General features: G+C 71.3%; 18 protein-coding genes and 1 pseudogene. 9 read left to right on the forward strand and 10 right to left on the reverse strand.

All coding sequences use genetic code 11. The annotated features are described in order from the left end of the window. Positions 1–17: 17 nt before the first annotated feature. The 6 genes from AB0C22_RS20770 to folP form a co-directional block, all read right to left on the reverse strand. Positions 18–323 (reverse strand): hypothetical protein, encoded by a 306-nt coding sequence (locus tag AB0C22_RS20770; RefSeq protein WP_088643875.1) that lies wholly within the window; start codon positions 321–323, stop codon positions 18–20. 107 nt (positions 324–430) lie between these two features. Beyond that, positions 431–1645, reverse strand: coding sequence for an ABC transporter permease (locus tag AB0C22_RS20775; protein WP_208567748.1), 1215 nt, complete (start codon positions 1643–1645; stop codon positions 431–433). A 101-nt stretch (positions 1646–1746) separates the two neighbouring features. After that, positions 1747–2220: a DUF3180 domain-containing protein gene (locus AB0C22_RS20780; RefSeq protein WP_219470426.1), complete on the reverse strand. Its 474-nt coding sequence runs from the start codon at positions 2218–2220 to the stop codon at positions 1747–1749. Positions 2221–2287: 67 nt separating this feature from the next. Next, positions 2288–2815, reverse strand: coding sequence for a 2-amino-4-hydroxy-6-hydroxymethyldihydropteridine diphosphokinase (gene folK / locus AB0C22_RS20785; protein ID WP_219465082.1), 528 nt, complete (start codon positions 2813–2815; stop codon positions 2288–2290). Continuing rightward, positions 2812–3171, reverse strand: coding sequence for a dihydroneopterin aldolase (folB, locus tag AB0C22_RS20790; RefSeq protein WP_208567746.1), 360 nt, complete (start codon positions 3169–3171; stop codon positions 2812–2814). The genes folK and folB overlap by 4 nt, the downstream gene beginning before the upstream one ends. After that, on the reverse strand, positions 3168–4064 hold the full coding sequence (gene folP / locus AB0C22_RS20795) for a dihydropteroate synthase (RefSeq protein ID WP_219465084.1): 897 nt from the start codon (positions 4062–4064) through the stop codon (positions 3168–3170). Before folP ends, folB begins: the two co-directional genes overlap by 4 nt. Positions 4065–4420: 356 nt before the next feature. Between folP and AB0C22_RS20800 the strand changes: the two genes are divergently transcribed. The 7 genes and pseudogenes from AB0C22_RS20800 (at position 4421) to AB0C22_RS20830 (ending at position 13245) form a co-directional block, all read left to right on the forward strand. Next, positions 4421–4735, forward strand: a complete 315-nt coding sequence (locus AB0C22_RS20800; RefSeq protein ID WP_091247662.1) for a hypothetical protein — start codon at positions 4421–4423, stop codon at positions 4733–4735. Between the two features lie 13 nt (positions 4736–4748). Next, positions 4749–5111 (forward strand): hypothetical protein, encoded by a 363-nt coding sequence (locus AB0C22_RS20805; protein WP_067302246.1) that lies wholly within the window; start codon positions 4749–4751, stop codon positions 5109–5111. A gap of 1110 nt (positions 5112–6221) precedes the next feature. After that, positions 6222–8961: pseudogene (locus tag AB0C22_RS20810) on the forward strand (ATP-binding protein); the annotation flags it as partial. Positions 8962–8963: 2 nt separating this feature from the next. Next, positions 8964–10916 carry an MFS transporter gene (locus AB0C22_RS20815; RefSeq protein WP_357536471.1) on the forward strand — a complete coding sequence of 651 codons (1953 nt, stop codon included), beginning with the start codon at positions 8964–8966 and terminating at the stop codon, positions 10914–10916. A 16-nt stretch (positions 10917–10932) separates the two neighbouring features. Further along, positions 10933–11466 carry a hypothetical protein gene (locus AB0C22_RS20820; protein ID WP_357536473.1) on the forward strand — a complete coding sequence of 178 codons (534 nt, stop codon included), beginning with the start codon at positions 10933–10935 and terminating at the stop codon, positions 11464–11466. Continuing rightward, entirely contained in the window at positions 11463–12629 is a 1167-nt protein-coding gene (locus AB0C22_RS20825; protein ID WP_357536475.1) for a M23 family metallopeptidase, read from the forward strand. The genes AB0C22_RS20820 and AB0C22_RS20825 overlap by 4 nt, the downstream gene beginning before the upstream one ends. Before the next feature lie 13 nt (positions 12630–12642). After that, the gene (locus AB0C22_RS20830; protein ID WP_357536477.1) at positions 12643–13245 is read left to right on the forward strand and encodes a hypothetical protein; all 603 of its coding nucleotides are present in this window, start codon (positions 12643–12645) and stop codon (positions 13243–13245) included. Between the two features lie 2 nt (positions 13246–13247). Here the strand turns inward: AB0C22_RS20830 and AB0C22_RS20835 are convergent, their stop codons facing one another. After that, a complete protein-coding gene (locus AB0C22_RS20835; protein WP_357536478.1) occupies positions 13248–13634 on the reverse strand; it encodes a hypothetical protein in 387 nt (128 codons plus the stop codon). A gap of 394 nt (positions 13635–14028) precedes the next feature. Here AB0C22_RS20835 and AB0C22_RS20840 point away from each other — a divergent pair, with 394 nt between their 5' ends. Further along, positions 14029–16644 carry an FtsK/SpoIIIE domain-containing protein gene (locus AB0C22_RS20840; RefSeq protein ID WP_357536480.1) on the forward strand — a complete coding sequence of 872 codons (2616 nt, stop codon included), beginning with the start codon at positions 14029–14031 and terminating at the stop codon, positions 16642–16644. Between the two features lie 174 nt (positions 16645–16818). Further along, entirely contained in the window at positions 16819–17505 is a 687-nt protein-coding gene (locus AB0C22_RS20845) for a hypothetical protein (RefSeq protein WP_357536604.1), read from the forward strand. Positions 17506–17641: 136 nt separating this feature from the next. Here AB0C22_RS20845 and folE read toward each other — a convergent pair whose 3' ends face one another. The 3 genes from folE to hpt form a co-directional block, all read right to left on the reverse strand. Beyond that, positions 17642–18304, reverse strand: coding sequence for a GTP cyclohydrolase I FolE (gene folE / locus AB0C22_RS20850; protein WP_219470430.1), 663 nt, complete (start codon positions 18302–18304; stop codon positions 17642–17644). 35 nt (positions 18305–18339) lie between these two features. Continuing rightward, positions 18340–20346, reverse strand: coding sequence for an ATP-dependent zinc metalloprotease FtsH (gene ftsH / locus AB0C22_RS20855; RefSeq protein ID WP_219465091.1), 2007 nt, complete (start codon positions 20344–20346; stop codon positions 18340–18342). A gap of 425 nt (positions 20347–20771) precedes the next feature. Then, positions 20772–21347 (reverse strand): hypoxanthine phosphoribosyltransferase, encoded by a 576-nt coding sequence (hpt, locus tag AB0C22_RS20860; RefSeq protein ID WP_208567737.1) that lies wholly within the window; start codon positions 21345–21347, stop codon positions 20772–20774. Positions 21348–21352: the final 5 nt, after the last annotated feature.

Below are 21352 nucleotides of genomic sequence, written 5' to 3' on the forward strand. Positions count from 1 at the left end.
GCCGGCGACGCGACCGCTCAGTGCTTCATCAGGTAGTCGATGAACGCGGCCCGCAGCAGCGGCGCGGACTCCTCGTAGCCGTGCCCGGTCAGCTCCCGCCACAGCGCCGCCGCCTCGTCGATGGTCGGCCCGACCGAGTTGGGCGCCCCGTCGAGCGCGGCGGCCTCGTCGGCGTTCGGCAGGTGCCGCAGCACCGACCAGAAGAAGCCGACGTCCCGCCGCTCCCGGGCCCGCGCGAAGGCCCGCTCCCGCAACTCCTCCGTAGAGAGGGCGTCGAGCTGGTCGAAGGTGTGGCCGGTGCCGGCGGAAGGAGTCTCGGTCATGCCCGCGAGCCTAACCGGCGAGATCCTTCCCGGCCCGTCGTCCACGCCCGCCCGTACGGTCGCCACCGGTCCGGGCCCCGCTGGGATGGTCCGCCGCCCGATCGGGGTCACCGTTCGTCGGCGTCCCAGCGCGGCGGGCCGCTCTGCCAACGGGGGGCCTCCCAGGGGTCGGGCGGGGTGTCGGCGTCGGTCGTCCGCTCCGGCAGCGCCGGGGTCCAGTTGCGCGCCTCGCCGGCCGGGGGCATCGACCACCCGGAGCTGATCGCCCCGTCCCGCACCGGCGGCAGCTCCACCGGCTCACCCCGGGCCGTCCGGGGTCGGCCCCACGTCTCGACCATCCGGGTGACCACCAGGCCACCCGCGAGCGCCACCCCACCGACGGCCCACCGGTCGGTCGGAGCGCCGGTCCCGGTCGCCCAGGCCAGATAGGTCACCACCAGGGCGACCGCGAGGAGGGCACCGAAGATCCCGCCCCGCCGGCCGTACGCGCTGGCACCGCCGAGCATGGACACGCCCACCGCGAGCACCGTCCAGTCCAGCCCCGACCCCGGCGTCACCGGGCCGGTCGCGTTGGCGGCGACGAGCACCCCGGCGAGCGTGGCGAGCACGGTGGAGGCGGTCAGCGCGGCGGCGGTCACCAGGGCGGCCGCCATCCCGCGACGCAGGGCCGGATCGGCCACCGGCCGGAACCGGCCGACCAGCCGACGTACCGCCCGGATCGCGCCGAACGCTCCGAGCAGGACGGCCACCGCGGCGAAGCCGGCGAACAGGTAGTAGGCGTTGCGCCGGGGGTCGTAGTCGGCCTGCACCGCCACCGGCAGGGTCCACCGCTCGATCCACACGATCATTCCGGCGGCGGCCGCGAGGCTCGCCGCCCAGCCGGGCACGTGCAGCACCACCACCGCCCAGGCCAGGGCCAGCCCACCCAGGGCGGCGGCGACCAGGGCCGGCACGACCGCCGTGGACACCCCCCGGTCGCCCTGCTCGGCGAAGTGCAGCGCGGCGGCCAGCGCGACCGGGCCGATCGCCAGGTTCACCGCTGCGGTACGCAGGCTCAGCCCGGCGGCGACGACGAGCAGACCCAACGCGACCGCGTCGACGAGCAACCGGCGCAGGCCCGCCCCGCGCAACGCGTCGGGGTTCTCCCGCCAGAGCAGGTAGGCCAACGCGACGAGGGCGAGCAGCAGCACCAGTTCCCAGACCACGTGCACGCCCAGCCGGTCGCGGCCGGGCTCCCCGTGCGTCGGGTCGTCGAAGACGGTGTCCAGTGCGGTCACGGGCACCTCTGCCGACGCCGCCCGGCCCGGTTCGTCGTACACCATGCGGTGCGCCTCCCAGGTGACCGGCCGTCCCCGGTGACGGCTGACTGTTCTCCGGTCGCCAGGCACCGTACCCGCGCGCAGGGCCGGGCGTAACCCCTCGGTCAGCGGCCGGATCGGTCCTGCCGGTCGTCGGCGTCGTCGTCGGACTCGGGGACCCGGCAGGAGCGTTCGAGCCAGAGCGCGGCGGCGACCAGTGCCAGGGAGGCGAGCGCGCCGGCCCCGGCGGCCGGCCGGTCCTCGATCGCCGCGTTGGTCGGCTCGACGAAGAGCCAACCGGTCAGCCCGGCGTAGAAGCCGAGGAAGATCGCCCCGGCCAGCGCGGACGCCTTGGCCAGCACCACGAACCGGGCCACCAGCAGCGGGTTGACCGGTTCCCGGCCGGGCTTGCGCTCGATGCGGCCCCGGGTGTTGACCGCCGCGTACGCCTCGAGCACGGCCAGCGCGGCCAGGGTGACCACCGGCAGCCAGGGCAACCGGGGGATCCCGCTGTAGTAGAAGCTGCTGATCAGCAGCCAGGCCAGGGCCGCGGCGGCGAGCGCGGCGACCACCAGGGTCGAGAACCGGGTGGGGCCCATCCTCGACCCGTCGGGTTCCTGGTCACGGGGCGGTCGGGGCGCTGTCATGCCGGCCGGCTCCACTGGTTCATAAGTCCGACTCTAACGTCAGATCGGGGCGCGGGTTCAGTTCCAGGGCGTCACCGGCGACCGGTTCGGCGTTGAGCAGGTCGGTGAGCCAGCCGTGGCCGGTCAGTCGCCCGTGCGGGTCGATGTCGATCCACGGTCGGAGCACGAAGGCACGCTGGTGGGCGCGGGGGTGCGGCAGGGTCAGCTCCGGGTCGTCGCTGAGCACCGGCTGGCCGCTGTCGTCCCAGACGGCGACGACGTCCACGTCGAGGGTGCGCGGGCCGAACCGGCGGGCCGGGTCGCGGACCCGACCGGCGGCCCGTTCGGCGGCCTGCGCGCGGGCCAACCAGTCGCCCGGGGCCGCCGCCGGGTCGGCGACCATCACCGCCGCGTTGAGGTACGCCGGCTGGTCGGCGTCCCCCCAGGGGGGCGTCTCGTAGACGCCGGAGAGCACCAGCACCGTGTCACCGAGGCGGTGCACCGCGGTCCGCAGGTGGCCAAGCCGGTCGCCCAGGTTGCTGCCGATCGACAGCACCGCCCGGGTCACCGGGTACGCCGCAGGGTGACCGACACGTCGGCGAAGGGGTGCGGGATCGGGGCCTCGGGTTTGTGGACGGTGACGGTGGCGGCGGTGACCAACGGTTCGGCGAGGCAGACCGCGAGCAGCCGGTCGGCGAGCGTCTCGATCAGGTTGACCGGCTCGCCGGTGAGCACCGCGACCAGCCGCTGCGCCAGCTCGCCGTAGTGGACGGTGTCGGTCACCTCGTCGGAGCGGGCGGCCGGGGCGAGGTCGAGTTCGAGGACGGCGTCGACCACGAACTCCTGCCCCTGGGCGCGTTCGAAGTCGTACACGCCGTGTCGGCCCCGGGCCCGCAGGCCGGTCAGGGCGATCCGGTCGGTCATCGTCGTCCTCCCTCTGCCCGGCCGGCGTGGGCCGGGTCCTTCCCGATGGGGGTGGTGGCGAGCCGGGGGTGGCCGGTGGCCGACCAGACGGCGAGCGCGTCGACGGTGCCCAGGACGTCGTGCACGCGGACCCCCCAGGCGCCGGCGGCCACGGCGAGCACGCTGGTGGCGACGGTGGCGGCGGCCCGGCCGTCGGTGTCGCGGGGGGTGCCGTCGGGTGCGGCGAGCAGCCGCCCCAGGTAGGACTTGCGGCTGGCCCCGAAGAGCAGGGGGAGGCCGAGTTCGAGCAGTTCCGGCAGGCGGGCGCTGAGTTCCCAGTTGTGCGCGGCGGTCTTGGCGAAGCCGAGCCCGGGATCGATCACGAGCCGGTCGGCGGCCACCCCGGCGGCCAGCGCGTCGTCGACCCGCTGGGCCAGCTCGGCCCGGACGTCGGCGACCACGTCGGTGTACGCGGCCAGCTCGGCCATTCCGCGCGAGTGTCCCCGCCAGTGCATCAGCACCCAGGGGCAGCCGGCGTCGCGGACCACCCGGGCCATGTCGGGGTCGGCCAGTCCGCCGGAGACGTCGTTGACCACGGCGGCCCCGGCGGCGACGGCCGCCTCGGCCACCGGTGCCCGGGTGGTGTCGATGCTGACCGGCACGCCGGCGGCGGCGAGTTCCCGGATCACCGGCAGCACCCGGGCCGCCTCGGTCCGTGGGTCGACCCGGTCGGCGCCCGGTCGGGTGGACTCGCCACCGACGTCGACCAGGTGCGCACCCTCGTCGCGCAGTCGCACCCCGTGTGCGACGGCGGCGTCCAGATCCGCGTACCGGCCGCCGTCGGAGAAGGAGTCGGGCGTGACGTTGAGGACGCCCATCACCACCGGGGCCTGCGCCCGTACCAGATCGGTCACGACTAGACGGTACCGGTCGCGCCGGGGCGTCCCGGGAACCCCCACCGGCCCTCTCCACGGCCGGACTGACGTGCCGATTAGAACAGGTGTACTATCGGTCTTCCGGGCCGAATCGGGTCGACTCTTCGCGGCTTGTCGCAAAGGGGGGCGGCCCGTACGCTGTGGAATTGCCCAGCATCAAGAGATGGCGAAGCCTGGAGGGAGGGCCAAAGCGGGAAAATCCCCCCAAATCTCGCCACTCTCCGTGGTGGGAGACCCGCACCGCGTCAACGATGCCGTGCACAGTGAGCACATTCCCGCCAGGCTTGCCTACTGCACCACCGCGGCGCCGCCGGCCGCGTTATGGGGAGGTTCCAGTGATCGCCTTCGAGCTGATGGAGACGACGTCGTCCGGCGTCGCGCAGGTGCTGCACACCCTGGCGACGGCGCCACTCGCCGAACCAGCCCCCAAGGGCATCGACACCAACGGTGTCGTCACCTTCTTCGCCAGCAAGATCGCTCCCATCCTGCTCGCGGTGCTCGGGGTCATCTTCATCGGGCGGGCCAGCCGGGGTGAGATCTCCAAGGTGCTCACCAGCTCGGCCATCGCGATCGTCGGGCTGGCCTTCATCGCCGGCGCGGCCACACTCTTCTTCATCGGTGACTATCTGATCGATCTGATCTTCGAATAGGCGCGGGCGAGACATGCGGCTGCGCACCGACGACGACATCTACCGGGCCCGCCTGGTCTACCTCGGGCCGCCCGGCTACACCCTTCCGGTCCACCTGCCCTACGCCCAGTACGGCCTGTTCATGCTGCTCGTACCCCTCTACATGTTCATCCACTGGCTGTTCACGTTGCAGGTCGAGCTGTTTCCCGCCTGGGAGATCGCGCTCGCCATCGTGAGCACCTCGTTCATCTTCCGGTACGTCGACCCGGACCGGCCGGCGCGGATGGTCATCCGCACCGCGCTCACCGACTGGCGACGCACCCGGGAACCGGCCGCCGAGCTGCGGGACCCCCGCCTGGTCGGCAGCCGGATCAGGATCCGGGAGGAACTGGCATGACCGGGTGTACCCGCATCGGGCAGTCGGACCACATGGGTGAGGCGGTCGAATGAGTCGCTCTTCCACGCCGGGTTTCCCGGCCGGACGACACAGCGCCCCACACGGTAACCGTGCGCGCTCGTTCGACTACCCCCAGGAGGAGTTGCGGGACGACGAGCCGTACGACCCGACCCTGCTCACCGGCCCGGGCAAGGTCGGCGTCTTCCAGGCACCCCGCCCAACCCCCGGCGGGGGCACCCCCCCGGTCGAGCCGGTCTCCGCCGCGCCGATGCTGGTGGGTGACGGCACCGACATCGACTCCCCCTTCCTCGATCTCTTCGGCGGCGGTCCACGCCCCGGCACCCCCCCGGCACCCGGTGGGCCGCCCCCCGGCTCCGCCGCGCGGCGCGGCCCCGGCCGGCAGCCCCAGCCCGCCCCGCACCGAATCGCCGCCGCGTCGACGCCACCGGCGGCGATCGAGGCGCAGGCGCCTCCGGCGGCCATCGAGGCGGCCCCGCCGACCGAGCGACCGGCCCGTACCCGGGTTCCACACCAGCAGGGCGACCGGTCGGCGGTCGCCGGTGACCGGCCGACCGAACCACCGCAGCGGGCACCGCGCCGCGTCCCGGCCGAGTTGTTCCCCCGGGACACCGGCGAGCCGCTCACCGCCCGCGAAGCGGCCGAACGGGCCCGCCGGGAAGCCACCGAACGGGCCCGGGAAGCCGCCGACCGCAGTCGCCGGGAAGCCGCCGAGACCGCCCGCCGGGAAGCGGCCGAGCAGGCCCGCCGGGAGAGCGCCGAAGCAGCCCGACGGGAGGCGATCGCGCAGACCCAGCGCGAAGCCGCCGAACAGGCCCGACACGAGGCCGCCGAGACGGCGCAGCGGGAAGCCGCCGAGCAGGCCCGCCGGGCGGCGGCCGACGCGGCCCGGATCGAGGCCGCCGAGCGCAGCCGGCGCGAGGCCGCCGAGTCGGCCCGGCGGGACGCCGACGAACAGGCCCGAAGGGCCGCAGCGCTGACGGCTCGGCCCCGCCCCACCCCGGTGGAGTCCCCGCCGACGACCTGGCCCGACCACGTCGAGCCGGTCTGGCCGGAGACCACCGACCCGGCCTGGCCGGAGCCGGCCGAACCGGTCCGCGTCGAGTCCGTGACCGCGCCGGCCGGCGCGCTGACCGCCGAACCGACCCGGCGTGCACTCGTCGAGCCCGACCCCACCGAACCCGGCCCCCGCGAACTGGCCGCGCCGAGGCAACGTGCGGCGAGCCGCCGGACCGAGGCGACCAAGCCCGTCCGGGTACGCCCCCCGAAGATCAAGTTCGGTGACCGGGACCCCTCGATCGACCTGGCGATCACCGAGATCGCCGGGCACCTGACCTTCACCCCCAACACGGTCACCGCCTGGTACTGGCTCCCCGAGGTCCGATGGGCGTTCCGCCCGGACGCCGAACGCGAGGCGCTGCTCTCCGCGATCTCCGAGCAGTACGCCGGCCTGGCCGGTTTCCGGCTGCACCTGCGCCGCACCACCCGGCCGTTCCCGGCCGACGAGTGGGCCCGCACCATCGACGCGCACACCGCGTCACCGCTGCCCGACGTCCCCGGCACACCCGGCTGGGCCGACCACCTGGTCGCCGCACAGCAGCACCTGATGTCGGTCAACCACGCCGAGGGACAGACCTACCTGGGGGTCACCTTCGCCCGTCGCTCGCTCGGCGACTCCCTCACCGAACGCCTGCTGCGCGCCTTCGGCAGGGGCACCGCCGACGGGGAGCGTCGCAAGCTGGGCCGCACCGTCGAGCAGTTCGACGAGGTGCTGGGCAGCTTCGGCATGCGGGGTCGGCGGGTCACCGCACAGGAGCTGGAGTGGTTGCTCTACCGCTCGGTGGCGCTGTGCATGGCCCCGCCCGGCACGCTCTCCCCGGTTACCAACGGGCGGTGGGAACGCGGTGACCTGCTCGCCCTCACCGAACAGGTCGAGCGGTACCGCACCCCGTACGGCACCACGGTCAAGCTGGTCAACCGGATGACCGGGGAGGAACGGCACGTCGCCGTGCTCGCGGTCGGCCGGATGGAGCCGTTGGAGATCCCCGAACGGCACGAACCGTGGCTGCACTTCCACGAGCGGCTGCCCTGGCCGATGGAGATCTCCACCCGGGTCGACATCCTCGGCTCCGGTGACTCCTTCCGTAACCTCGAACACCGGCTGCGGATGATCCGCTCGCAGCAGCTCGACTACGCCGAACACGGCATCGACGCCCCGCCCGAGCTGGAGCGGCTCGCCAAGCGGGCGCTGGTGATCGGTGACGAGATGACCACCGGCCTGCCGGTCGACTCCGCCCGGGCGCACGGCTGGCACCGGATCGCCGTCGGCGGCCGGACCCGCGAGGAGTGCATGGAACGGGCCCGCCGGCTCATCCAGCTCTACTCACGCGAGCTGCGCATCTCGCTGCAACACCCCAAGAACCAGGACTGGCTGGCCCGGGAGTTCATCCCCGGGGAGCCCATCGCCAACACCGGCTACGTCCGCCGGATGCCGGTGCCGCTGCTGGCCGCCGCGCTCCCCCAGGCGGCGTCCACCGTCGGTGACCGGCGGGGCGACCTGATCGGTCGTACCGCCGGGACCTGCCGCCGGCCGGTCTTCCTCGACCTGCACTTCCCGATGGAGGTACGCGAGCGGTCCGGCCTCGCCGTCTTCGTCGCCGAACCCGGCGGTGGCAAATCGACGCTGCTCGGTGCGCTCGGCTACCTGGCCGCCCGGCGGGGGGTCCAGGTCACCCTGCTCGACCCGTCCGGCCCGTTGGCCCGGCTCTGCGCCATGCCCGAACTCAAGCCGTACGCCCGGGTGCTCAACCTGACCGGCTCGGAACCGGGGACGCTGGCCCCGTACGCGCTCATCCCCACCCCGCTGCGCAGCGAGTTCAACAGCGGCGCGGCGGGTGACCGGGAGTTCGAGATCGCCGTCTCCAACGCCCGGGCCGAGCGACGCATGCTGGTGCAGGACATCTGCATGATGCTGGTGCCACCGCAGGTGGCCAGGGAGGCGTCCACCGCCACCCTGTTCCGGCACGCGGTACGCCAGGTGCCCGCCGAGGAGACCTCCACCCTGGACGACGTGGTCACCTGCCTGCAGGGGCTCGACGACGACGCCGGCCGGGAACTGGCCCACCTGCTGCTCGACACCGCCGAGATGCCGCTGGCCATGCTCTTCTTCGGCCGCCCGCCGGAAGGGCTGCTCGGTGCCGACGCGGCGCTCACCGTGATCACCATGGCCGGTCTCCGACTGCCCGACCTCAAGATCGAACGCGAGTACTGGTCGGCCGAGGAGGCGCTGGCGCTGCCGATGCTGCACACCGCGCACCGCCTCGCCGTACGCCGCTGCTACGGCGGGTCGATGTCCTCCCGCAAGCTCGTCGGCCTGGACGAGGCGCACTTCATGGAGGGCTGGCGCTCCGGCCGGTCCTTCCTGGTCCGCCTCGCCCGCGACTCCCGCAAGTGGAACCTCGCCGCCCTGGTCGCCTCACAGAACCCCAAGGACATCCTCGGCCTCGACGTCCAGAACCTCGTCTCCACCGTCTTCGTCGGCCGGATCGCCGAGGACACCGAGATCGCCTCCGAGGCGCTCCGGCTGCTCCGGGTCCCGGTCGACGACGGCTACGAAGCCACCCTGGCCTCCCTGTCCGCCGTCGACACCACCTCCGCGACCCGGCTCGGCTTCCGCGAGTTCGTCATGCGGGACGTCGACGGCCGGGTGCAGAAGGTCCGGGTTGACGTGTCGTACGTCGAGGGGCTGCTGGACCACCTCGACACCACCCCCGCCGCAGCCGCTCAGGCCGCCGGGATACTACCGACCGTCCTGGCTGATCTGGAGGCGTGACAATGGCGAGGACCCGGGCACGGATCACGGCGCTCCTCCTCGCACTCGGCGTACTCGCCGGTGCCACGATCGCCTGGCCGGTGATCGGGGCCACACCGGCGTACGCCGCGACATCCGTGACGGCACAGGCTGCGGCGGATCTCTGCACCACCAAAGAGTGGCAGGCCGACTTCCGCGCCTGTGTGAAGAAGCTCGATGACATTACGTCCGACAGAGCCGCCTGCCTAGAGCCTCCTACACCCAGCACTCCTGACTCTGGCCTTGCTGGATGGTTCGCGACCGAGCCTGCTGCCGCGACAGCGGGAGGTGTCGCCGGCCGATACAGCCTATATGGATATGCTGGCTACGATTACAACACCTATGATCTCGGGTGCGGAGCCTCCGTCCTTCATGCAGATTACAAATTCACCACCACAGTGGCCAATGGCGAGTTTATGCTCGCCACGGCCGTAGTGGGTGCCTCGAACGCGCTGCGTGAACGCGCCTGGGATCCCAGCTCGATGTGGGGTTGGGCCGACCCTTTGGTAGAGAAGGCAACCAAGGCGGTCTACCAAAAAGTCTTCAGCGTTTTCGGAATCGTTACGCTATGCGTAGTAGGCCTATACCTCCTTTGGCGTTCCCGCCAGTCCGACATGAGCAATGCGATGACTACCGCAGGCTGGGCATTGCTCGTCATGGTCGCTGTGACTGCTCTCGCCGCCTGGCCAGTGAAGTCTGCCAACATAGCCGACGGCACGCTTATCACGTCGCTTGGCGTCGTGCATGACGCCGTCGGACCACAGGCAAAGGATCCAGAGCCTGGTCGCTGCATCGACCCGAATCCCGATCGATGCAAGGATCTCCGCCCTCCAGCCGTCCGCGCAAGTGACACCGCAGCGGAGACCATGCTCTACCGAAACTGGCTGCGTGGCGTCCTCGGCTCCGCCGACAGCGAAACTGCGAAAAAGTATGGACCTGCACTTTACGATGCCCGATCCTTGACTTGGGGTGAAGCCAAGTCGATCCGCAGCAACCCCGCGACCCGCGAGGCGACGGTTCAGGCGAAGAAACAGCAGTGGATGAAAGTCTCCGAGCTGATCAAGGCGGAAGACCCGGAGGCTTACGAATATCTGCAAGGCAAGAGGGACATGGACCGGATCGGCTCCGGGTTCATCGCGGTGCTCGCTTCGCTGCTCTTCGCCATGTTCGACCTCACCGCCTCGTTGTTGGTGTTGCTCGGCTTCATGATCTTCCGTTGGGCGGTCATCGCCGCACCGATCCTGGGCACGATCGGCCTGCTCCGCCCGGCCAGCGCCGGGTTGCGGCGGCTTGCGAACGCCGTGGTCGCCGCCGTCTTCAACATCGCCATCTTCGGCACCGGGGCGGCGATCTACCTGTTCGCCGTCGACCTGATCATGAGCACCCCCACCCTGCCGGGCTGGCTTCAGGTGGTGCTGGTCTGGCTCTGTGGTGTGGTCGGTTGGTTGTTGCTCCGGCCCTACCGGAGGATCACCCAGCTCGGCGGCAAGGACAGTAGTGAGGCGGTCGGCTCGGCCGGGTCGTGGCACCGCCGGTTCTTCCGGGACATGCGCGTCGCCGCCCGCCTCGACGTGGCCGAGCCGGGAGGTACGGCCGAGCCGAAGCTCACCCGGCGGCGCGGGGCCGCGCTGGAACCGGTCACCCTGCGTCCTGAGGCCAGACGCGAGGACCCCAGCCACTCCACGGTCAGCACGCCGGCGCAGCGGGAACGCCCGGATGGACGCGAGCGCGCCGACGAGACCGAGGCGAAGCCACCGTCGCGGGAGACCAGCCGGCCGACGGCCGCACCCCGCCCCCGGCGCCGCACCCCGGCGAGCTGGACCGAGCCGGACGTACCGGAGGAGGCCCCGTCCTTCGTGGTCTACCGACCCGGCTCCGCCACACCCGCACCGACACCGGTGAAGCCCAGCCCCCGTATACGCTCCGAGGCCAGGTGACGCAATGCGGCGAGCAATGGAATTCCTCGTCACCCGGGCTTTCCGTTCCCGGATCGGCATCGCGCTCATGATCGCCGTGTCAGTCCTGGTGGTAATCGGAGCAGCCCGTTTGGTGGCTGGCCCGGGCGAATTCAACACGGGATTGAATAGGCCACGTGAGCCCATTACCACCGTCGACCCGGACGAAGGTGATGACGGCGTCTTAGAAGCGCCATCACCGGAGCCTCCAAGTGTTGCCCCTGGCCAGCTAACACCCGCCCAGACGGCGACCCGATTCGCCGCAGCATGGCTAGACCACACAACCTCTGAGGCCGACCAGTGGCGTAGCAGGCTGAATGCGATTTCCACACCGGCGCTCATGGAAAAGCTCACAGGGGTGGGCCCTGATGATGCCCCCAGAGCTCGTGTCGTCGGCGAGCCGGCGGTGCGCCCGCGGAATGCAGCGTTCGCAGAAGTTGTGATACCACTGGACGCCGGAGCTCTTCGCCTCGAACTGGTCGCGCCGGATGGCCGGTGGCTGGTTGACACTGTGGACTGGGAGCGGAAATGAACTCGAAGCCCAGTTCACCTCGCCGCAGGATCCGAATCGGCGTCGCCTTGGGGCTTTCTGTAGCTCTCTTGTCGCTCCTGTGTTGCGCGGGGGGAACCGCCGCCTTCTTCCTGACCAGCCTCGGTACCGACCGGCAGTCCCCGACCGCCGCAGATTTGAGCTGCGAAGAAGACCACAAGGTCAAGCTATCTGGGACCATCCCTCGTCTGGGGAAATACGGACAGACGCAGATGCGTAATGCCGCAGTCATCATCAAGGTCGGTCAGGAGATGAAGGTTCCGCCCCGGGGCTGGGTGATCGCGGTGGCGACGGCGATGCAGGAATCGGCGTTGCGCAACCTGTCCAACAGCACCGTCGCCGGTTCCAGTGGCATTCCCAACGAGGGGGTCGGGTCTGACCACGACTCCCTCGGCCTGTTCCAGCAGCGGGCCGGCTGGGGCAGCGTCACGCAACGGATGAGCCCCGACTATGCGGCCCGCAAGTTCTACGAAAAGCTGCTGAAGCTCGACGGTTGGGAGCGGATGCCCCTGACCCGGGCCGCGCAGAAGGTGCAGATCAGCGCCTACCCCGACGCGTACGCAAAGCACGAGGACGTCGCCAGTCAGATCGTCAACGCACTGGCAGGTGGGGCCGCCCGGACGGTCCAGATCGCCGACCGGTCGGTGTGTGACCGGGCCTCCGCGCGGACCATCGCCGCTTCCGGATGGACCGCACCGATCGAGGGCGGGGTCGGCTCCGGCTTCCGTACCGCGAGTCGACCGCGACACAACGGCGTAGACATCGGCGCACGCAAGCGCACCGAGATCCATGCCGCTGCCACCGGTCGGGTGCTCGTTGCCCGCTGCGATCCGGACCACGGTGGCAATCTCAGCTGTAATGTCGACGGCTTCCCCGGAAAGGGGGGGTGTGGCTGGTTCGTCGACATCCTGCACGCCGGTGGTTTCGTCAGCCGCTACTGCCACATGATCGAAAAGCCGCGGGTGACCCCCGGGCAGCTCGTCAAGGCCGGTGAGGTGATCGGCCTGGTGGGCAGCAGTGGCAACTCCTCCGGCCCACACCTGCACTTCGAGGTGCACGTCGACAGTGACCGTAGCTTCGCCGGTGGGATCAACCCGGTGCCGTTCATGCGGCAACGTGGTGCACCGCTGAACGGCTCGGCATGAGACCGACGCGACGATGAGCGGACCGCTGCCGGACCCCTTCGCCGGCCAGCCCGACTGGGCGCCGCTACCGCCGAGGCCGATAGAGATCGTTCCCGCCACCAGCCGGGTCGAGCTTCGTGGCCGCCGCGTCCTCGTCGGGCTTCCGGGCCTCGGGTGGCGGGGAGACCTACGCGCCGACGAACGGGTGGTGCAGGGCAGCCGCACCTACGTGCCGATCATTCCCGAACACGAGTGGTACCGGGCAGAGTCCGACCAGGTCGAAGTTTTCGCCCCGCTCGTCCCCGTGGAACGGGTCTGGGTGGAGACCCTCGGGGCCCGCCCATCGACCACTGATGCTGGTCGTGGCCAGGGCATTCGTCTGGTCTCCCTGGACGGACCGACACACCCCGCCCCCACCCCGGTCTTCGAGACGGATGCGGTCAACGGCCGACGGGTGGTGCATGTCGAGGACTCCACGGAACACCGCGATCTTCGCGCGGTGACCGAGTCGTATTCGGGTGCCGACGGCGACATCTGCGTGCGGGTCACTCCGGAACTGGAGTGGTACCGCTGGGCCTGGCGCGGACAACCGCCCACCACCCTTGAGGTTCCGGTCCACCTGCTGTGGATCGAATAAGGTTACTGAACTAACTTCCCTGCACAGACCCGCCAGCCCTCCTTCTGATCGACGACCTCAAAGCTCCACGCGTCGGCCAGACTCTGTTGCAGCCCGTCGATAGTGGCACTCCGCCTGACGACCGCGCGGACCACAGCAGCCGACCTGCCGGTCATGGTCACGCGAACATCCTCGATGTTGACAGAGAAGACAGCGTCCAACTGCCGCTCCCGGCTGACCATCTGGTTTCGAAATTCACTAACCGATGGTATTAGGCCGGTGCAGGTGAAGAGCTTGGCTCTGTTGTCGTCACGGGCGACAAAGGTAGCTTGCAGATAGCTGACCACCACGACGTCCGGGGCGCTGCGGTCGGGGGTGGCGGCCCGCTCGTACAGCACGTAGCCGGTCACTCCGGCCCCCACACAGAGCAACGCCAACACCCCGCCGACGACGGTGAGGACGGTCCGGAGCCGGCGAGGCCGACGCGGCGGCACCGGCAGCGGCGCAGGGGGTGCCGACTGGTCCGGTGGGGTCCGCTGCGCCGGTACGCGGGACACCTGGGAACCGGCGGGGGGCTGCACTGATTCCACCCCCTGAGGCTATCGGCTGGCCGCCTCGTACCCAATGCCCCGGAAGCTGCAGATCGTGACAGGACGACCCCGGCAGGTGAGAGTTCTCCACCATTCGCGACAAGCCCGGCGCATCGCCGTCGTGCATCCCGGGGGAGCGGCCCGGGCTGGGATACGGTCTGCAGTCGGGGGTATCCAACCTCGAAGGAGGGGTGGACACGCCTCGGAAAGAGGGGTGGACGCGGTGGCCGGTCCGAAGGCTCGTACGAACCGCGCCGCAGCCCTGCACCGTCGGGCCGCCGCCACCGTCGCCGCGGCCACCGTCGTCCTCGACGAGATCCGTCCCGCCCCCGCCGACCAGCGTCGCCAGTACGAACTGGCGGACCGGCTGCGCAGCGCCGCCGCCCTGCTCGCACCGGGGTGGGCCGGCGTCCCGCTGGAGACCCTGTCGGCGGACGCCCCGTGTGGTGAGGAAAATCCGCCCTTCGTGCGGATCGGGGTGGCGGCACCGTTGGAGGATGCCCGTTTCCCGGCCCTGGTGCCGTTGTTCGGGTCGGGGCACCTGACGCTCGACGCGGACGCCCGGGACCTGCGGGTGCGCGGCCTGCTGCGGGCCGTACTGCTGCGGGTGCTGGCGGCCATCCCCGCAGGTTGCCTGCTGGTGCGCGGCGTCGACGGCACCACCAGCCGACCCGGCGCGGGCGTCGCCCCGGGCGGTAGCCGGGGCGACGGTGTCGGGTTGGGGGGCGACGGCGTCTTCGCCCCGTTCGCGGCGCTGGTCGACGCGGGTCTGCTGCCGCCTCCGGCGGCGGACGTGGCCGGGCTTCGGTCGGTGCTGACCGAGGCAGAGCAGTGGGTGTCTCCGGGTGCCGGTCGTCCCCGTCGGCACGACCGGACCCTGTTGCTGGTGATCGCCGGGTTGCCCGAGTCGACCGGGTCGAGCGACCTGGACCGGATCGTGGCGCTGGCCGAGCGCGGCCGGGGTGCCGGTCTGCACCTGGTGGTGGCCGGTTGGCCGGTACTGGGTCGGCCGCCGTTGCCACAGGCCACGCCGGTGCGGCTACGCACCTCGTACGCGCTGGTGGGTGATCCGCCAGGCAGCCCGTTCAGCGGACCGGGCACCGAGTCACCGGGTGGGCTGAACTGTCCCGTCCTCGTCGACGAGGATCCCGGTCCGGAGCTGATCGGGGCGGTGTGTCGTCGGCTGGCCGACCAGGTGGAGGCGGGTTCCCGGTTGGGTCTGGCCGAGTTGTTGCCGCCCGGGGATGCCGAGTTGTGGACGACGACGTCGGTCGACGGCCTGTCCACCACTGTCGGGGATGCCGGGGGCCGGCCGGTCACCGTGGGCTTCACCGAGTTGACCCCGCACTGGTTGGTCAGTGGCCGGTCGGACGCGGGTCGGTCGGCGTTCCTGACCACCGCCCTGCTCGGCCTGACCGCCCGGTACGGCCCGGACGAACTGGCGCTGTACCTGGTGGACCTGGGCGACGGCGAGTCGTTCGTGGAGTTCCTCCAGACCGAACGGGACCGGTCGTGGTTGCCGCAGGTCCGCGCGGCGGGTATGGCCGCCGACCCGGAGTACGTCCGGGACCTGTTCGACCAGTTGGCGGCGGAGATCCACCGACGGGAGGAGGCGGCGGCGCGGGCCGGTGGTCAACGGTTCGCGGAGCTGCGTGACCATCAGGTGCTGCCCCGCATCGTCTGTGTCCTCGACAATTTTCCGCTGCTGTTGTCGGATCGGGATCCGGTGGCTGCCGAGGTGCTGGCCCGGTTGGACGGGCTGGCCCGCTCGGGGCGGGGGTACGGCGTCCACCTTGTCTTGGCCGGGGCTGGTGACCTGGGTGTCGGTGCGGGGTCGGCCCCCCGGGACTCGGTGCTGGGGCAGTTCCCGGTGCGGGTGGCGCTCGCCGGGGGCAGCGCGGTGCTGATGCCGACCAACGATGCCGCCGCCGGTCTGGCGGTGGGTAGCGCGGTGGTGAACACGGCCGGTGGGCTGGGTGGTCCACGCGGCGCGACCCGGGGGCACGAGCGGTTGGTCCGGTTCCCCGATCCGCACGACGCCCCGGAGGTGGTCGAAGGGCTGCGGCGTCGCCTGTTCGCAGCGCGGCCGGAGGGTGCCGTACCGCCGGTGGTGTTCGCCGGGTGGGCCCGGCCGTTACTCGGTAACGACCCACGGATGCGGGCCGCCGTCGCCGGGCGGTCCGGTGCCCCGGCGGCGCTGCTGGGTCGGGCGGTCGACGTGGCACGGACGACCGTGGCGGTGCCGCTGGGTCCGGTGGCCGGGCGCAACCTGGCGGTCCTCGGGCCGGGCCTGGCGGCGGCGGCGCTGCTGGCGACGGCCGCCCGGAGCGTCGCCGCGCACCACCCGCCGGGCGGCGCGGAGTTCGTGGTCGCCGCGCTGACCGAGGGGTCCGCCCCGCTGGCCGCCGCGCTCGCCGCCGAGTTGGGTGGGTGTCACCGCGTGTCGACGGTGGACGGGCCGGGCCTGCTGACCGCCTCCACCGGCACCGGCCCGACCTATTTCGTGGTGTTCGGGGTGGACGTACCCAATGCGGAGGAGCTGCCGCCGGAGCGGCTGCGCACGCTGCTGCGGGAGGGCCCACCGGCGGGTCGGCACCTGTTGGGCTGGTGGCGGACGGTTCCGCCGTTCGCGGGGTTGGTGGAGCCGGACGACGAGGTGGGCAAGCTGGCCGCGGTCGCCACCGTCGACGTGCCGGGTGCGCAGCTCGCTTCGCTCTTCGGCCATCCGGTGCAGTGGCGTCCCCGACCGGCCCGGGTGGTTCTCTGGGACAGTGCCGACGACCGGGGCACCGTCCTGGTGCCGTTCGCCGACGAGGAGGAAACCTCGTGACCGGCCGCGTGGGGAACGGGTACGGCCTGACCGGGCGCGGCCTGACCGCGAGGGACCGACCGCCACGGGGGCCGCAGCTGGGCGACCGCGAGGGGGACCTGAGGTGACCGACCGCGAGGGGGACCTGGCCGTGACCTGTCGTGCGGAGCGTCGGGCGTGAGCATCGATGACGCGGTGACGGTGGCACCGGTCCGGCAGCGGCCCGCCGGTGAGCCGGCCCCGTCGATGACCGCAGCGTGGACCGAGTATCTGGCCGCCGCCCGCCAGCTCGACGGGGTACGCCGGGGTGCGGCGACGGCTGCCGCGGCGCAGTCCCGCGCCGTGGAGGCGGCCCGTGCGGAGTTGGCCGAGGTACGCGCCCGGTTGGTGCCGCAGCAGGCGAGGCTGCGCGAGTTGGGTGTACCGGCGATCTCGTTGGCCCCGACGCCGCCGGAGCTGACCGAGGCCACCAGGGTGATGCTGGGCGGTCCGGCGGCGGTGCTGGCCGGACTGCGTACGGCCCAGGGCTGGGTGGAGGGCGCGGACGCGGCGTTGGCCGCGCGCGGTGCGCCGCGTCCGGCGGCCTGGCCACCCCGGTGGCGCAACCTGCTGGTGTACGGTCCGCTGGCGCTGATCGTGCCGGTGGTGCAGTTGGTGCTGTTCCTGACGGTCGACTCCGGCCCGGTGAGCGTGGCGGCGCTGGTGGTGGGCCTGCCGATGCCGGCGGCGGCGTTCGCGGCCGGCTGGGTCGGGATCAGCCGGCTGTTCCCTCCAGGACCGGACGGGAGGTGGGAGCGTACCCCCCGGCTGGGGCTGCTGACCTGCCTGGTGCCGGCGGTGGTGACCACCGCCGGGATCATGCTGGCCCTGCTGGCCGGCTGACCGCCGGCCCCGGCCCGCACCGCTGACCCCGGCCCGCACGCCAGCTCAGGGCTCAGGGCTCAGGGCTCAGGGCTCAGGGCTCAGGGCTCAGGGCTCAGGGCTCAGGGCTCAGGGCTCAGGGCTCAGGGCTCAGGGCTCAGCGGGGGATGATCAGTGACATCGCCTCGGCGCGGGACTTCGCGTCGTGCTGGAGCACGCCGCGCACGGCCGAGGTGATGGTCTTGGCGCCGCTCTTCTGGATGCCGCGCATGGCCATGCACATGTGCTCGCATTCGAGTATCACGATGACGCCGCGCGGTTGCAGTCGGCTCATCAGCAGGTCGGCGATCTGCGAGGTGAGCCGCTCCTGCACCTGCGGACGCCGGGCGAAGACCTCGACCAGTCGGGCCAGCTTGGACAGGCCGGTGATGCGACCGTCGGGGCCGGGGATGTAGCCGATGTGCGCGCTGCCCCGGAACGGCAGCAGGTGGTGCTCACAGAGGCTCATCATGTCGATGTCCCGGACGAGCACCAACTCCTCGTGGTTGGCCTCGAAGGTGGTGCTGAGCACCTGGGCCGGGTCGACCCGGAGGCCGGCGAAGAGTTCGGCGTACGCCCTGGCGACCCGGGCGGGGGTCTGCTGGAGGCCGTCGCGGTCGGGGTCCTCCCCGACCGCGATGAGGATCTCGCGGACCGCCTTCTCGATCCGGCCGAGGTCCATGGTGTCCTCGATCGGACGACCGTTGAGCTTGCCGCTGATCAGGCGGGCGGCGACGTAGTCGAGTGTCTCGTCTCCGGGCTCGGTGGACGAGGCGGCCAGCCCCGCGTTGTCGGGGCTGGCCGCGGCGTCGGTGTTCAGTGCAGACCGTCCGAGTTGTTCGAGGAGCCGCCGACGGAGATGCCGTCCGCGGTGGCTTGCGCCTTGAGCTTCTCCTTCTCGGCCGGGGTAAGCACCGGCGGCTCAGTGGAGGGCAGGCGCTTGCCGAAGCCGTTGTACGGGGCCATCGGCGGGCGCTTGACCACCCGCGAGCAGATCCGGGCCATGTCGGCGGTGGAGAGGGTTTCCTTCTCCATCAGCTCCAGGACCATCCTGTCCAGGACGTCCCGGTATTCCACCAGGATCTCCCAGGCCTCGTCGTGGGCCAGTTCGATCAGGGCCCGCATCTCGCCGTCGATCTCGGCGGCGACCGAGTCGGAGTAGTCCCGCTCGTGGCCCATGTTGCGGCCGAGGAACGGCTCGTCCCCGCTGGTGCCGTACTTGATCGCGCCGAGCTTCGAGCTCATGCCGTACTGCGTGATCATCGCGCGGGCCAACTGGGTGGCCTTCTCGATGTCGTTGCCGGCGCCGGTGGTGGGCTCGTGGAAGACGAGTTCCTCGGCGGCCCGACCGCCCAGCGCGTACGCCAGGGTGTCGATCATCTCGGCCCGGGTCTGGGTGTACTTGTCCTCGGTCGGCAGGACCAGGGTGTGCCCCAGCGAACGCCCCCGGGACAGGATGGTCACCTTGTGCACCGGCGCGGCGTGCGGCAGCGCCCAGGCGACCAGCGCGTGCCCACCCTCGTGGTACGCGGTGATCTTCTTTTCCTGGTCGCTCATCACCCGGGTCCGGCGCTGCGGCCCGGCGATCACCCGGTCGATCGACTCCTCCAGCGAGTCGTTGCTGATCGCCCGCTGTTCCTTGCGGGCGGTGAGCAGCGCGGACTCGTTGATCACGTTGGCCAGGTCGGCCCCGGAGAAGCCGGGGGTACGCCGGGCGACCGCGTCGAGGTCGACGTCGGGGGTGAACGGCTTGCCCTTGGCGTGCACCCGCAGGATCGCCTTGCGGCCCTCCATGTCGGGGGCGTCGACGGGGATCTGCCGGTCGAACCGGCCCGGACGCAGCAGCGCCGGGTCGAGGATGTCCGGCCGGTTGGTGGCGGCGATCAGGATGACCCCGCCCTTGGTGTCGAAGCCGTCCATCTCGACGAGCAGCTGGTTGAGGGTCTGCTCCCGCTCGTCGTGGCCGCCGCCCATGCCGGCGCCACGGTGCCGGCCCACGGCGTCGATCTCGTCGACGAAGACGATCGCCGGGGCGTTCGCCTTGGCCTGCTCGAAGAGGTCGCGGACCCGGCTGGCGCCGACACCGACGAACATCTCCACGAAGTCCGAGCCGGAGATCGAGTAGAACGGCACCCCGGCCTCGCCGGCGACGGCGCGGGCCAGCAGCGTCTTACCGGTACCGGGCGGGCCGAAGAGCAGTACGCCCTTCGGGATCTTGGCGCCCAGGGCCTGGTATTTCGCGGGGTTCTGGAGGAAGTCCTTGATCTCGTGGAGTTCCTCCACCGCCTCCTCGGCCCCGGCCACGTCCGCGAAGGTCGTCTTCGGGGTGTCCTTGGTGATCATCTTCGCCTTGGACTTGCCGAAGTTGAGCACCCGGGAGCCGCCACCCTGCATCTGCGACATGAAGAACAGCAGCAGGAGCACGAGCAGCGCGATGGGCAGCAGGTTGACCAGCAGGCTCACCCAGATGCTGTCGGACGACACCTTGGCGTCGGCCGGGCCGGTGACCCGGTTGGCCGCCTTGGCCTCGAGGACCTCGTTCCAGACCTGCTCGCCGGCCTGGTACGGGAACTGGGCCTCGATCCGGTCGGTCGTGGTGTCGCCGAACTTGGTCTTCTCGGCCAGGTTGAGCTGGAGCGTCTGCTCCTTGTCCTGGAAGACGACCTTGTTGATCTTGGCGGTGTGCAGTTGGTCGAGCGCAACGGAAGTGTCCACCCGGTGGTAGCTGGGACCAGCGGTGAACAGCTGACTGAGCACAACGGCGCCGAGGATGACCAGGATGATCCAGACCACCGGTCGGCGGAAGAAACGCGTACGTTCCATGCTGTTGTCGAGCGCCGAGGCGCCCGCATCCTCCTGATCGACGTCCTGACCGTCTGAATGGTGTCGCCGCCGGAGGCGGCGTCGAGCCGCCGTGCGGGCCGGCCTCGACCCCGGGGCGCGCGAACTGCCGCACCGCGGTCATTCGACGGTACACCGTGCGCGCCAGGTGCGAGCTTGCGAGCCCCGCAGTCGGGCACATTCGTGACCCCGAGTTGCGAGCCTGCGAGCCCGGCGCCCGCGTGGACGGCGAACCGGGGTCTCAGCCGACGTGGCGGGGAACTGCGCACCGGCTCCGTCGACCGCCCGGTCACGCGGGTCGGGGTGCCGGGCGCGGAGCTGCCCCCACGCCACCCGTCCCTACCGTAGTCGGATTGGCTGGGAGCCCGCTGAACGTCCGCTCGATGACGACCGATACGAGCGGACGTTCAGGCCCGGGCGTAGACCTCGGGCTTGAGCACACCGACGTACGGCAGCTCGCGGTAGCGCTCGCCGAAGTCCAGGCCGTAGCCGACCACGAACTCGGTGGGGATGTCGAAGCCGACGTACTTCACCGGGACCGTGACCTTCACCGCCTCCGGTTTGCGGAACAGGGCCACCACCTCGACGCTGGCCGCCGACCGGGACTCCAGGTAGCGCAGCAGCCAGGACAGGGTCAGGCCGGAGTCGACGATGTCCTCGACCACCACCACGTGCCGACCGGCGATGTCCCGGTCCAGGTCCTTGAGGATGCGTACCACGCCGGAGGAGGTGGTGCCCTGGCCGTACGAGGAGATGGCCATGAAGTCCAGCTCCACGGGTGGACCCTGGCGGCCCAACGCCCTGGCGAAGTCGGCCATGAACATGACCGCGCCCTTGAGTACGCAGACGAGCAGGAGCCCGTCGGTGACCCCGGCATAGTCCGCCGAGACCTGCTTGGCCAGCTCCGCCGTTTTCTCGCGGATCTGTGCCTCGGAGATGATCACGTGATCGATGTCGGCGTCGTACCAGGAGCCGTCAGCCATGCTCC

Origin of the sequence: Micromonospora sp. NPDC048894, assembly GCF_040649765.1 — a bacterium.
Classification (GTDB): Bacteria; Actinomycetota; Actinomycetes; order Mycobacteriales; family Micromonosporaceae; genus Micromonospora; species Micromonospora antibiotica.

Excerpts from the sequence above, each read along its gene's own strand:
- AB0C22_RS20770 (WP_088643875.1), bottom strand. The coding sequence starts at position 323 with ATGACCGAGACTCCTTCCGCCGGCACCGGCCACACCTTCGACCAGCTC.
- AB0C22_RS20825 (WP_357536475.1), top strand. The coding sequence starts at position 11,463 with ATGAACTCGAAGCCCAGTTCACCTCGCCGCAGGATCCGAATCGGCGTC.
- AB0C22_RS20815 (WP_357536471.1), top strand. The coding sequence starts at position 8,964 with ATGGCGAGGACCCGGGCACGGATCACGGCGCTCCTCCTCGCACTCGGC.
- ftsH (WP_219465091.1), bottom strand. The coding sequence starts at position 20,346 with ATGGAACGTACGCGTTTCTTCCGCCGACCGGTGGTCTGGATCATCCTG.
- AB0C22_RS20775 (WP_208567748.1), bottom strand. The coding sequence starts at position 1,645 with ATGGTGTACGACGAACCGGGCCGGGCGGCGTCGGCAGAGGTGCCCGTG.
- AB0C22_RS20805 (WP_067302246.1), top strand. The coding sequence starts at position 4,749 with ATGCGGCTGCGCACCGACGACGACATCTACCGGGCCCGCCTGGTCTAC.
- hpt (WP_208567737.1), bottom strand. The coding sequence starts at position 21,347 with ATGGCTGACGGCTCCTGGTACGACGCCGACATCGATCACGTGATCATC.
- folB (WP_208567746.1), bottom strand. The coding sequence starts at position 3,171 with ATGACCGACCGGATCGCCCTGACCGGCCTGCGGGCCCGGGGCCGACAC.
- AB0C22_RS20830 (WP_357536477.1), top strand. The coding sequence starts at position 12,643 with ATGAGCGGACCGCTGCCGGACCCCTTCGCCGGCCAGCCCGACTGGGCG.
- AB0C22_RS20820 (WP_357536473.1), top strand. The coding sequence starts at position 10,933 with ATGGAATTCCTCGTCACCCGGGCTTTCCGTTCCCGGATCGGCATCGCG.
- AB0C22_RS20780 (WP_219470426.1), bottom strand. The coding sequence starts at position 2,220 with ATGGGCCCCACCCGGTTCTCGACCCTGGTGGTCGCCGCGCTCGCCGCC.